This window comes from Dermacoccus sp. 147Ba (assembly GCF_004151355.1).
In the GTDB taxonomy this organism is placed as follows: Bacteria; Actinomycetota; Actinomycetes; order Actinomycetales; family Dermatophilaceae; genus Dermacoccus; species Dermacoccus abyssi.
In genome coordinates, this window is the sequence record NZ_SEHL01000019.1 from 1 (window position 1) to 12,116 (window position 12,116).

Annotated in this window: 12 protein-coding genes; 5 read left to right on the forward strand and 7 right to left on the reverse strand. The window is 68.1% G+C overall.

Annotated elements, in window-relative coordinates:
- Positions 1 to 301 precede the first annotated feature (301 nt).
- Positions 302 to 1,609, forward strand: a complete 1,308-nt coding sequence (locus EVU97_RS14735; RefSeq protein WP_129666940.1) for an ISL3 family transposase — start codon at positions 302 to 304, stop codon at positions 1,607 to 1,609.
- Positions 1,610 to 1,681: 72 nt separating this feature from the next.
- On the opposite strand, the gene EVU97_RS14740 is transcribed toward EVU97_RS14735, so the two are convergent.
- On the reverse strand, positions 1,682 to 2,728 hold the full coding sequence (locus tag EVU97_RS14740; protein ID WP_165357994.1) for a LacI family DNA-binding transcriptional regulator: 1,047 nt from the start codon (positions 2,726 to 2,728) through the stop codon (positions 1,682 to 1,684).
- Positions 2,729 to 2,941: 213 nt separating this feature from the next.
- Here EVU97_RS14740 and EVU97_RS14745 point away from each other — a divergent pair, with 213 nt between their 5' ends.
- Positions 2,942 to 4,684, forward strand: coding sequence for a long-chain-acyl-CoA synthetase (locus EVU97_RS14745; protein WP_255417471.1), 1,743 nt, complete (start codon positions 2,942 to 2,944; stop codon positions 4,682 to 4,684).
- On the opposite strand, the gene EVU97_RS14750 is transcribed toward EVU97_RS14745, so the two are convergent.
- The 4 genes from EVU97_RS14750 to EVU97_RS14765 all read right to left on the reverse strand — a co-directional run bounded on the left by EVU97_RS14750 (position 4,675) and on the right by EVU97_RS14765 (position 8,418).
- Positions 4,675 to 6,270, reverse strand: a complete 1,596-nt coding sequence (locus tag EVU97_RS14750; RefSeq protein WP_129666924.1) for a fatty acyl-CoA synthetase — start codon at positions 6,268 to 6,270, stop codon at positions 4,675 to 4,677. The genes EVU97_RS14745 and EVU97_RS14750 overlap by 10 nt on opposite strands.
- Positions 6,271 to 6,350: 80 nt before the next feature.
- On the reverse strand, positions 6,351 to 7,025 hold the full coding sequence (leuE, locus tag EVU97_RS14755; protein WP_129666926.1) for a leucine efflux protein LeuE: 675 nt from the start codon (positions 7,023 to 7,025) through the stop codon (positions 6,351 to 6,353).
- Complete coding sequence (locus EVU97_RS14760; RefSeq protein ID WP_129666928.1) at positions 7,022 to 7,528, reverse strand: acyl-CoA thioesterase; 507 nt, start codon at positions 7,526 to 7,528, stop codon at positions 7,022 to 7,024. The genes leuE and EVU97_RS14760 overlap by 4 nt, the downstream gene beginning before the upstream one ends.
- 50 nt (positions 7,529 to 7,578) lie before the next feature.
- The gene (locus EVU97_RS14765) at positions 7,579 to 8,418 is read right to left on the reverse strand and encodes a histidine phosphatase family protein (protein WP_118914266.1); all 840 of its coding nucleotides are present in this window, start codon (positions 8,416 to 8,418) and stop codon (positions 7,579 to 7,581) included.
- A 48-nt stretch (positions 8,419 to 8,466) separates the two neighbouring features.
- Here EVU97_RS14765 and EVU97_RS14770 point away from each other — a divergent pair, with 48 nt between their 5' ends.
- Together EVU97_RS14770 and EVU97_RS14775 are read left to right on the forward strand one after the other, a co-directional pair.
- Complete coding sequence (locus EVU97_RS14770) at positions 8,467 to 9,360, forward strand: alpha/beta fold hydrolase (RefSeq protein WP_129666930.1); 894 nt, start codon at positions 8,467 to 8,469, stop codon at positions 9,358 to 9,360.
- Between the two features lie 105 nt (positions 9,361 to 9,465).
- Complete coding sequence (locus tag EVU97_RS14775; protein ID WP_129666932.1) at positions 9,466 to 9,954, forward strand: hypothetical protein; 489 nt, start codon at positions 9,466 to 9,468, stop codon at positions 9,952 to 9,954.
- Positions 9,955 to 10,044: 90 nt separating this feature from the next.
- Here EVU97_RS14775 and EVU97_RS15385 read toward each other — a convergent pair whose 3' ends face one another.
- The gene (locus EVU97_RS15385) at positions 10,045 to 10,782 is read right to left on the reverse strand and encodes a transglycosylase family protein (RefSeq protein ID WP_129666934.1); all 738 of its coding nucleotides are present in this window, start codon (positions 10,780 to 10,782) and stop codon (positions 10,045 to 10,047) included.
- Between the two features lie 287 nt (positions 10,783 to 11,069).
- On the opposite strand from EVU97_RS15385, the gene EVU97_RS14785 reads away from it, so the two are divergent.
- Positions 11,070 to 11,786, forward strand: coding sequence for a response regulator transcription factor (locus EVU97_RS14785; RefSeq protein ID WP_129666936.1), 717 nt, complete (start codon positions 11,070 to 11,072; stop codon positions 11,784 to 11,786).
- 10 nt (positions 11,787 to 11,796) lie between these two features.
- Here EVU97_RS14785 and EVU97_RS14790 read toward each other — a convergent pair.
- The coding region (locus tag EVU97_RS14790) for a transglycosylase family protein (protein ID WP_129666938.1) at positions 11,797 to 12,116 on the reverse strand (320 nt) is incomplete at its 5' end.

The following is a 12,116-nucleotide window of genomic DNA, read 5'->3' on the forward strand; positions in this document are numbered from 1 at the left end:
CCCTGAACCAAGACGGTCACGTCATGTGCAGTGTTCCTCGAAGCCCCCATCAATCGGGTTGGCTCGGAGCACACAACATGACCAGTCAGGTTCAGGGCCTTCCGCATACCCAAAAGCAAATCCTCGATCCGTGTACGTCGAGAACAGCTCCCGTCGACTTGCTCAGCTCGAGAAGTGGGTAGCAGAAAGGGGCTCTTCACAGATGAGGGTGTAGTGCCTATCGGCGCGTCGATGCCGGGATAGGCGTCGAGGCCTTCCGAAGATGGAAGTTCTTGAAGCTCACCATCTGGAAGACCTCGACGTGCCTGACGCTACCTTCACTGCCCCTGACCTGACGACCTTCGCCCGCCTGGACGAGCTCGGGTTGGAGGTGACCGGGCAGCGCCTCGAACCCGACCGTGCGGTGCTGGCCTGCCGCGTGCTCGAACCTGACGAGTGGTGCCGGCGATGCGGCTGCGAAGGCATCCCGCGTGACACCGTCACCCGCGAGCTGGCGCACGAACCGCTGGGCTGGCGCCCCACGACGCTGGCGGTCACAGTCCGCCGGTACCGGTGCACTGGATGCCCGCACGTGTGGCGCCAGGACACCACGCTGGCAGCCGAACCGCGGGCGAAGCTCTCCCGGCGGGGACTGCGGTGGGCCCTGGCCGGGATTGTCTGCCAACACCTGTCCATCGCCCGCGTCGCCGCCGGGCTCGGGGTCGCGTGGAACACCGCCAACGACGCCGTCCTCGCTGAGGGCAAGCGGATCCTGATCGACGACGAGCACCGCTTCGACGGCGTGGAAGTGATCGGCGTCGATGAGCACGTCTGGCGGCACACCCGCCGCGGGGACAAGTACGTCACCGTCATCATCGACCTGACCCCCATCCGCGACGGCAACGGCCCGGCACGACTGCTGGACATGATCGAAGGCCGCTCGAAGAAGACCTTCAAGACCTGGCTGGCGAGCCGGCCGAAGGACTGGCGCGAACGGGTCGACGTCGTCGCGATGGACGGCTTCACCGGCTACAAGTCCGCTGCCACCGAGGAACTGCCGGAGGCGACCACGGTCATGGACCCCTTCCACGTGGTGCGTCTGGGCGGTGAGGCACTCGACTCGTGCCGGCGGCGGGTCCAGCGGGCCACCAAGGCACGACGAGGCCGTAAGGGCGACCCGCTCTATCGCTCCCGGCGCACGCTGCACACCGGAACGAGTCTGCTCACCCACAAGCAAGCCCAGCGCCTGGATGACCTCTTCGCCGACGAGAGACACCTGCCTGTGGAGGTCACGTGGGATGTCTACCAGCGCATGATCGCCGCCTACCGCGAGTCCGACCGCAGCAAGGGGCGGGCGGTGATGGCCGAGCTGATCGACTCCCTCGCCCGGGGCGTACCCGACGGCCTGAGCGAGGTCGTCACCCTGGGCCGGACCCTGAACAAGCGCGCCGTGGACGTGCTGGCCTACTTCGAGCGTCCCGGCACATCGAATGGGCCTACCGAGGCGATCAACGGTCGACTGGAGCACCTGCGCGGACTGGCACTGGGCTTTCGGAACCTGACCAACTACATCGCCAGATCCCTGCTCGCGGCCGGCGGATTCAGACCCCAACTACACCCTCATCTGTGAAGAGCCCAGAAAGGCCCCCGTCGCCGACGGGGGCCTTTGCTGCGTTCCGGAGGGGGGAGCGTCAAGCAGATGTCACGCGTGGGCGTGCTGCGGGGGAGCGTCCGTCGACGTGCCCTGGACGAGAGTGAACGAATGCTCACGGTTCTCCCGCGTACCTGCCAGAGCGGATGTCACCATGTCCGCAATAGTGCGGCCCTTCTCCTGGCCACGCTGGTCGATCGTGGTAAGGGTGCCCACCAGCCAAGGAAGGTCGATGCCGTCGAAGCCGGCCACACTGATGTCGGCTGGTGTGGAGAGGCCGTGTGCGCCGATGCTTCGGATCGCTCCCACGGCCATGAGGTCGGACTGCGCCGCGATAGCTGTGAAGGGGTGAATGTCGGAGAACAGGCGTTCGCTGGCCTCGTAGCCACCCTCGATGGAACTCTCGCCCGCTGTGATGACGACGGCTTCGGGGAACACCTCGAGGAAGCCTGCAGTGCGATCGAGCGCCTCGGGGTTCATGACGTCCCGCTGAGCGTTGGGCCCCGCGCCGGGAAGCTGGAGGAGTGCGACGTCACGATGCCCGAGGTCATAGAGGTGCTGCGCGATCGCCCGAGCGGCTCCGCGCTCGTCCATGTGGAGGTGCAGGACGTCGTCTGCCTCGGGGTAACCGGTGCCCACGAGCGGGATGCGACGGTGACGCAGATGCTCGAGGAGCGCGGAGGAGACATACCCGCCGAGCGGGAAGACCACGGCGTCGAGCGGGATGCCCGCTGTGCGCCGCACGAGTTCGTCCTGGCCGGCGCCCTGTGCCGGCATGAGCAGGATGCCGGCGGAGTTCTGCCCGAGGTGCTGAGCCAGGCCGTCGAGGATGCTGACGGCGAAGGGGTCGCTGAAGGAGTTCATCAGACGTCCCTCGGCGAAGACGCCGATGATGCCCGAGCGTCCCTGTCGCAGTGACGACGCGAGGGGGTTGGGCCCGCCGTAGTCGAGGTCGGCCGCGGCCTTCAGCACACGCTCGCGCGTGGGCTCGGCCACGGGACGCTTACCGCTGAACACGAGCGAAGCCGTCGAGATGGCGACACCTGCGCGATCGGCGACATCTTTGAGCGTGTATCGAGGCTCGAGAGGGGCTGGCATACTCACGTTTCTTCAGGTTGGGAGCGGTGCTTCGCCCAGACGGACGTTCGGCAAGCGCATGTGTGGGGCTCGTCGTCCTGTGCAGTACCCGGCTATGGCAATTTCCATGAAGTTCGAGTACGCCGCTGCTTTGTTACTTCCGCGTAGGTAGGGTTTACGCCAGACCCCGACTCGAGGAACAAGGAAGTGATTTGCGTGTCGACGCGTCGCCGAGTGACTGTGCTGGACATGGCCCGCGGGATGGCCCGCATGACGCCCGAGCTGGGGCAGGTAGCTCGCAACGCCCCTGGTCTGCTCGTGCGGCGGCCGACGACGAAGTCCTCCATCGGTGCCGTCTTCCAGGATCTTGCGGGCAAGCAGCCCGAGCGCACCTTCGTCATCGCCGACGAGGGCTGCCTCACCTACGGTGAGGCCAACGAACGCGTCAACCGGTACGCGTCTGTGCTGCGCGACGCCGGGGTGAAGCGCGGGGACGTCGTGGGGCTGCTCTCCCCCAACTCCATCGACATGCTGCTCGTCATGCTCGCGACGGTGAAGCTCGGCGCGGTGAGCGGCCTGCTCAACTACAACCAGCGCGGGGACGTACTCGACCACAGCCTCGGCATTCTCGACGCCCGCGTCGTCGTCCTCGAGGAGTCGCTGCGCGAGAGCCTCGAGACCGCGCCCTCCGCGGGGCAGCAGAACGTCATGACGCTCGACGAGATGCGCGCCGCCGCCGATGGTGCGCCCGCACCTGCCGCGCAGAACCCGTCCGAGTGCGCCGAGACGCGTGGCCACGAGAAGGCCTACTACATCTTCACGTCGGGCACGACGGGCATGCCCAAGGCCTCGATCATGAGCCACCACCGCTGGCTCAAGTCCTACTCCGGTCTCGGCGGTCTCGGCGTGCGCCTGCGACCGGACGACACGCTCTACTGCTGCCTCCCGCTGTACCACAACAACGCCGTGACGGTCGCGCTCGGTGCGGTGCTCAACGGCGGCGCGTCCATGGCCATTGCGGGCAAGTTCTCGGTCTCGAACTTCTGGGACGACATCGTCCGCTTCGACGCGAGCTCGTTCGTCTACATCGGTGAACTGTGCCGCTACCTACTCGGCCAGCCCGAGCGTCCGATCGAGCGTCAGCACCGCGTGCGTGTCATCGTCGGCAACGGTCTGCGCACCGACATCTGGCGCGAGTTCCAGGAACGGTTCGGCATCGAGCGCATCGCCGAGTTCTACGGCGCCAGCGAGTGCAACATCGCGTTCATCAACGCCTACAACCTCGACGAGACCGCCGGCACGTGCCCGCTGCCGCACAAGGTCGTCCGCTACGACCCGGACACCGGCGACGCGCTGCGCAACGCGAAGGGCCGCCTCGAGCAGGTCAAGACCGGCGAAGCCGGCCTCCTACTCGCCAAGGTGACCTCCGGCCAGCCGTTCGACGGCTACACCGACGAGGGTGAGACCGAGAAGAAGCTGCTGCGTGACGGCTTCCGCAAGGGTGACTGCTGGTTCGTCACCGGCGACCTCGTGCGCCGTCAGGGCTTCCAACACGTGGCCTTCGTCGACCGCCTCGGCGACACCTTCCGCTGGAAGGGTGAGAACGTCGCGACGACCGAGGTCGAGGCTGCGCTCGAGCGCCTCCCGCAGGTGCAGGACTGTGTCGTCTACGGCGTCGAGGTTCCGGGGAGCGACGGCCGTGCGGGCATGGCTGCCGTCGTCCTGCGCGAGGACTTCGACTCCAGTGACGTGGCCGGCCGCCTCGCCGAGATGCTGCCCAAGTACGCCGTGCCGCTGTTCGTGCGTGAGGTCGAGTCGCTCGAGCAGACGTCGACGTTCAAGTCGCGCAAGGTCGAACTGCGCGACGCGGGCTACGCCGGTGCGGGCGACGACCGCGTCTGGGTGCTGACGAAGGAGGGCTACGTGCCGTTCTACGAGGGCTACCCCGAGGACGTCGCCGGCGCGCGTCAGCCCTGAGGCGCCTCCAGCGGCTGCGCCTCGGCGTGCTCCTGACGTAGGTCACGCTTGAGGATCTTGCCGCTCGCGTTCTTCGGCAGCGCATCGACGATGACGATGACGGTCGGGGTCTTGAAGCCCGCCAGCCGTTCGCGGCAGTAGGTGCGCAACTCCTCGACCGTCACGTCGTGGCCCTCCTTGGGCGTGACGGCAGCGGCGACGGTCTCGATCCACGTCGGGTGCGGCACACCGAACACCGCGACCTCCGCGACGGCCGGGTGGGTGTAGATGGCTTCCTCGACCTCGCGGCTCGCGACGTTCTCGCCGCCGGTCTTGATCATGTCCTTCTTGCGGTCGACGATCGTGATGTAGCCCTCGTCGTCACGCGTGCCGAGATCGCCCGAGTGGAACCAGTCGCCCTCGAAGGCTGCGGCCGTCTTCTCCTCGTCGTTCCAGTATCCCCACGTCGCGTGCGGGCTGCGGTGGACGATCTCGCCCACCTCTCCGGGGGCCACGTCGTCGCCGGCGTCGTCGATCAGGCGCGTCTCGACGTACATCGCCGCACGACCGGCGGATCCCGGCTTGCGCAGTTGGTCCTCCGGGCCGAGGACGAGGGCGAGTGCACTCATCTCCGTCTGGCCGTAGAAATTGAACAGGTCGATGTTCGGCAGCCGCTTGCTCAGCTCCTTGACGATCTCAACCGGCATGATCGATGCGCCGTAGTACCCACGCTTGAGCGACGACAGGTCACGCGTGTCGAAATCCGGGTGACGCAGGAGCGAGATCCAGACGGTCGGCGGGCAGAACAGGCTCGTGGCGCCGTGCCGCTCGATCGCCTCGAGCAACGCGCCCGGCTCCGGGCCGTCGAGGACGACGTTCGTCGCGCCGAGGGAGGCGTACGGCGTCAGCATGCAGTGCTGTGCGGCCACGTGGAACAGCGGCAACGCGTGCAGGGCGACGTCGTCACGCGAGAAGCGCCCTTCGACGATGCAGCTCACGTACTGCGCAAGCAGGCTGCGGCTCGTCATGATCGTGCCCTTGGGGCGCGATTCGGTGCCGCTCGTGTACATGAGCTGCAGCGGGTCGTCGTCGGCGATGTCGACGACGGGTTCGCTCGTGTCCTCGTGGGCGAGCAGCGTGTCGCTCGCCTCCCAACCCTCGGGAGCCGCGGCGCCGATGACGACGCGTAGGCCGATGTCGGTGCTCGCCTTGCCCATGGCGCGCTCCGCCGTCCGCACGAGAGCGTCCTCGACGATGAGGCCGCGGGCGCCCGAGTGCTCGAGGATGTAGGCGACCTCGTCGGCGTTGAGCATGAAGTTGACCGGAACGCAGATGGCGCCGAGCTTGGCGAGCGCGAACGTCACGACGACGAACCCGGCGTTGTTGTGCGACAGCAGGGCGACGCGCTGGCCCTTCGTCACACCGCGTTCGGCCAAGGCGTTCGCGCACGCGTTGACACGCTCGTTCAGCTCGGCGTAGGTGTAGCTCGTGTCGCGGTGGACGAGCGCGAGCTTGTTCGGCTCACGCGCAGCGCTGCGCCGCAGCACGTCTCCGAGGGCGTTACGACGGGCGGTGGCGACGGACTCGGACACGGCGGCGCTGAACATGGCGGACCTCTCCACGGGGACGTGACCCGAGTCACATTACCGAGCGGCCTCGCCGTGCGGGCACCCACGCCGCAACCGTCTCAGAACGAGGCGGAGGCCAGCTTGATGGCGAAGAGGCAGAAGGCCGTTCCGGCGACGAGGTGAGCGCCGATCGCCAGGCCCGGGCGGCCGCTCGCGCGGTGACCCAGCCGCGCACTCACCGCGATGACGGTGGCGAGGTAGGCGGCGCTGATGCACTGCATGATGACGGCCAGCACGCCGAAGTTGCTCCACAGGTGCGGATCGTCGGGGTGGACGAACTGCACGAAGAACGCCGCGAAGAAAAGGATCGCCTTGGGGTTGAGCAGGCTGGTCGCGAGCGAACGGCGGAACGGGGAGTAGCGCGCGTCGTGCATCGTGAGCGTCGTCTCCGTCGGCTCTGCTCCTGTCGCCGCGGCAGAAGGGCGAGCTTCGCGGCGCAGGGCGATGCCCTGGCGGATGAGACCGAAACCCAGCCACGCGAGGTAGGCGCCACCTGCGAGCGTCAGGAGGCGGAAGAAGACCGACCCGCCGGCCAGCAGCGTGCCGGCGCCGAGCACGGCCAGCATCATGAGCACGCCGTCACCGATGAAGACGCCGAGAGCGGCACGCCATCCCGCGGCGCGGGAAACCTTTGCGGCCGTCGTCGCGACGAAGAGGGAGTTCGGGCCGGGCAGCAGGACGATGAGAACCGCCCCGAGCGTGAACTGAGCGAGCTGCGTCAGGGTGAGCGTCATGGACGCTCGAGCGACGCCTCGCCGGCGCCCAACTCCTGAATGGCCGAACGGCGTGCCAGGCGGTGCTCGCGACGCAGTTCGGCTGCGCGGTAGCGGCGGCGGTCCGCGTCGGTCTCCGGCACGAGTTCGGGCACGGTGCGCGGCGCTCCGTTCTCGTCGACCGCCACCATGACGAGGAAGGCCGTGGCGACGTGGACGGGTGCGGTGAGCTCGTCCCAGCGTGTCGTCTCGACGCGCACGCCCACCTCGACGGAGGTGCGGCCCGCCCAGTTGACCTGCGCCTTTACGGTAAGGAGATCACCGACGCGAACCGGCGCGAGGAACACCATCTCGTCCATCGCGGCCGTCACGGCGGGACCGCCGCTGAACCGGGCCGCCGTGGAGCCGGCGGCCTCGTCGACGAACTTCATGACGTTGCCGCCGTGCACCGTTCCGAGAAGATTCGTCTGCTGCGTCCCCATCATCTGGGTGAGCTGGAGCTGGGTCGTCGACGGTGCGGTCATGCCGCCATTGTCGCGCACCCGAACCTGGGCTCGGACAGGGCGTTCACCGCTCAGCGGTTCGTCACGAGATCCGGGCCGTCGAGGTGGGTGAACTCGTTGAACGTGAGCACGTGTGGGCCGTGACGGTCGATCGTGATGCGGGTGACGCCGGTGTTGACCGCCGCGAGGGTGAACTGCTTCCACGCGTCGAGGCTGTCGGCCGCGGCGAGGTGCGCCATCGTCCAGCACACCGGACCCGCCGACGTCACGACGACGACGTGCTCTTCGGTGCCGTCGACGATCGAGCCGAGAGCATCGTTGATGCGCGTCGCGAACTCGGTGAAGCTCTCCGGGTAGTCGTGGTCGAAGTCGCCGCTGCTCCAGCGGTCGACGGCCTTGGCGAAGGTGTCCTCGAAGGCGATGCGGGGGCGCAGCGTGCGCACCATGTCGGCCTTGAGCACGAGCATGTTCTTGTACGCCGGCTTGTAGGCCGTGAGCAGTGCGCGGTGGTCGAGCTCGTTCCACCGCTCGTCGAGGCGCCGACGAAGAACGGGCGGGGCGTGCGTGACGCTGATGTCGGCACCGAGGTCGGGAACGTCCGTCGTGGCGGACTTGGCCCTGTCGGCTTTGTCCTTCTTGGTCTTGTCACCCTTGGCCGATGCTTCGGCCGTCTCGGTGTCGTCCGTGACGTCGGTGAGCGTCCACCCTGCGCCGGCGGCGATCTCCGCGAGCGTCTGGCGATGTCTCTTCATGGATCCGCTCACGAGCAGGGACGGCGTGATGCCGCGGCGGGCGAAGTCCTTGCCGAGCAGGTAGGCCTGCTCGTGCCCGGCCTCGGAGAGGTTGTCGTAGTCGGACTTGCCGAACGACGCCTGCCCGTGGCGCACGAGCCACAACGAACGCGTTTCCATGACCCAATCTTGTCTCATGCCATGTGACTCGTCGGTAGTGTTCGGCGAGTGAAGCTGGAATGGGCGCCCGGAGAGCACGTCGAGGTTACGTTCACCCCCGCCGAGGACGAGGCCGCACCGCTGCTCGTCGTCTGGCCGGCGTTCGGAACGCCCGCTCGCTTCTACCGTCATCTGGCGCCGGCGCTTGCCGCCGCGGGCCTCGCGAACGTCGTTGTCGAGTACCCGGGCCGGGAGACTCCGCGCGGCGTCGGGCGTCATTCCTCGTACGGGTACGACGCGCTCGCGACGAAGGTTCACGAAGCAGTGATGACGTACGCGCACCGGGAGCGCCCCGAGGCACCCGTATACATCCTCGGTCACAGCCTGGGTGCCCACATCGCACTGTTCGCAGCGGCGATGCACGCCGGCGACGACGCCACCCGGGCCGGCTTCTCGCCGCGTGGCCTCGCACTGGTCGCGACGGGCAGCCCCTACTGGCGAGGCTTCGAGCGCAACGGGTTCCTGCGCTCCTACCTGGGCACGGGTTTCATGGCGTTCGTGGCGCGCACCGTGGGGTACTGGCCCGGCGACCGACTCAAGTTCTGGGGGCGCCAGTCGGGCGTTCTCGTCGCGGATTGGGCCCGGCTGGCCCGAACGGGGCACGTGCGGCCCAAGGGCGCCGAGCGCAGCTACGACGATGCCCTTGCCGCCTACACCGGTGACGTGCTGGCCATCTCGTTGCCCGAGGACCCACTCGCGCCCGTCACGGCGCTCGAGGAATTGTTGAAACTCGTGCCGCGAGCCCGGGTGACGCGCCGTCACGCCGCCATCCGCGTCGGGCACATCCAGTGGGTGCGCCGCCACGAGGAGATCGTCGGACTCATCGCCGAGTGGGTGCGCACCCAGGAAGCCGAGCAGAGTCCGAACGCTCGGGCAACGACGGGCGTCGACGCGCAGGTCTGAACCGCGTCGCCCGATCCGCCATTCGCGCGGTCTTGTCCTCGCCGGAGTCAAGGATTCGAACGACCCGTGCTCGATACGATCGCGTCAGAGGGGGCGTGGTCAGAAATGGAATTCAGACTCGAAGAGCGGTGGTTCGTCATCTCGGATCCGGGCGGCGAGCCGTGGGCTCTCATCCGGCAACTCCCGAACAGCAACATCGAGCGCTACCTGCCCGGGCGCGGTGTGTGGGTGCCTCGTCAGGAGATGGCCGATTACCTGTTCGGTGAGCCCGGAGCGCGCCAGGTACTGCCGGAGAACTGGGAACTCGCGAAGAAGATTCCCACGCTGGTCGACGGTGTGGATCCCGACGCCGAGCCGAGCGAGAGCCCCGCGCCGGCGCCGCAGTCGAACCTCGCCCCCGAGTTCGTCGACGAGCGCGGGAGCGCGACCTCAGGTGGGAAGGTCCATCCGAACGCGCAGTCGCTCGGTGAGATGGAGTCGGGGCCGCAGTCCGCGGACGAAGGCGGATTCAGCGAGGAGTACATGCGTGTCATCAGTGGGGACATGACGCACGAGGAGTACACCGAGTGGTACGAGTCGACGCGTCGAGACTGACGCGCGTCCCCGCCTGACGCGGCGGCTCCCGCCGACCCGCGTCCTGCCCTCGGGGGCGAGCAGGTGCGAGCCGGCGGGGGCCGGTGAACGTCAGGCAGCGGCCTGTTCCGGGGCGTGAACTGCCTTCGGCGACAGCGTGTTCGACGCCTTCTTCGCCGGCTTGGGCGCGTTCGGCTTCGCGTGGTGCTTGCCACCGTGCGCGTGCGGCGTGTGCTTGTTCGCGTCCTTGCCGTGCGGCTTCGCAGCCTTCTTCGCGGGGGCGTGGGCGTGCTTGGCCCCCGGTTTCTGGGCCTTCGGGGCGTGCGGCTTCGCGGCCTTGCGCGTTTGCGTCGTCGGTGAGGTGGACGACGTGGAGGAGGTCGAGGTCGTGCTCGTGGTCGCAGCGGTCGACGCGCTGGAGGTCGTAGTGGTGTTCGCGCTCGCGGTCGTGCTCGTCGACGACGTGGCCGGTGCGCTCGTCATGCTCGACCAGCAACTGCTGCTCGCGGCCCAGGGCGAGGTGCCCATCTGGGCGTAGAGCTCCTGAGCCGCCGCGTCCTGCACGGAGGCAGGCGCCGACGCGGCCGTCGAGTAGCCGGACGCGGCCGAGAGGCTGCGCCACGTCGAGTCGAGGAATTGGTAGGCGCCGGACGCGCCGCTCGAGGCGTTCACGGCCTGGTAGTTGCCGCCGCTCTCGCAGTACTTGATCTTGGCGAGCGTGGAACTCGCGGACGACGTGGTGGCGGCGTTCGCGGTGCCGGCGAGGCCGGCTCCGGTTGCACCGAGCAGGGCGATACCACCGGCGACCGTCATGGCTCGAACTCGCATGGGCTTCTTCATGGGGGACATCTGGTGTTCCTTTCATCGGTTGACGTCATCAACCGTGACGAGGCTTCGTTGCCCCCGCCTGACGTCCGGATGTCGCCGCCGACACGCTGTGTGCCTTCTGTGAGCAGCCGCGAGGCAGCGGGAGTGTGGCCGAAGTGGAGATGAAACCCGTTGATCCGCAGTGATTTACGTGGGAAGGGCGCCGTCCGAGTGACGCCTTCGCAGCCCCGCCTCGCCGCCCGACGGCGCCCCTCAGCGCGGCGACCGTTCTTATCGAACTCAAAGCCGTGCTCCCTACGTTCTGCGGCATGAAAGCACTCATCGTGGACGAAGGCGGCCGTGTGGCCGAACGACTGCATCCAGCCCTCGAGCAGGAGGGGTACGTCGTCGAGTCGGCGCAGGCGCGGGGCGAGGCGTTGTGGCTGGCGGGCGAGTCCGACGTCGACGTGGTCGTCGTCTGCTCCTCACGCCCGGGAGTTCACGACGTGCCCACGATTGCGGCGCTGCGCGAGGAGGGCGAGAGTGCGCCGATTCTCGTCATGGCTCGCCGCGGCAGCAGCAACGAGACGGTCGCGGCCCTCGATTCCGGCGCCGACGATGTCGTCGTCTCACCCGTGCCATTCGCGGAGGTGGCGGCACGCCTGCGGGCTCTGACGCGCCGCCCGCCGACGCTCCTGCCGGACGACCTCACCCTGGGCGACCTTCGCCTCGATCGCGCGGCACGCTGTGCCGTCCGCGAGGATAAGGGTGAGCCCGTGACGATCGCGCTGTCGGCACGTGAGTTCGCCCTGCTCGAACTCCTCATGCGTCATCCCGGCCAGGTCATCTCGCGCGCTCGGATCGCCGATCACGTATGGGGCGCGGGCCACGAAGCGGGCTCCAACGTCGTCGACCAGGTCGTCAGTCACCTGCGTGCGAAGCTCGACCGTCCCTTCGGGCGTCGCGACATCGTCACGGTGCGTGGCGCGGGATACCGCATGACGAACGGCGCCCATCCCGCATCGGGGATGAGCGCCGCATCGTGAAGCGAGGGCTTTACTTGGCCCAGCAGCTGCTGCTGGCAGCCCAGGGCGAGGTGCCCATCTCGTTGTAGAGCTCGAGAGCAGCGGCGTCCTGCACCGAGGCCGGCGCGAACTTGGCGCGGGAGTACCCGGCCGAGGCGTCGAGGCTCTGCCACGTGGTGTCGAGGAACTGGTAGGCGCCCGAGGCGGTGCTCGTCGGGTTCTGTGCCTGGTAGTTGTTGGAGCTCTCGCAGAACTTGATGGCGTCAAGCGTCGGCTTGGCCTGGCTCCACGTAGCGGCGTTCGCGCCGCTCGCGAGACCCATGCCCGCCGTGCCGAGGAGGGCAAGGCCTC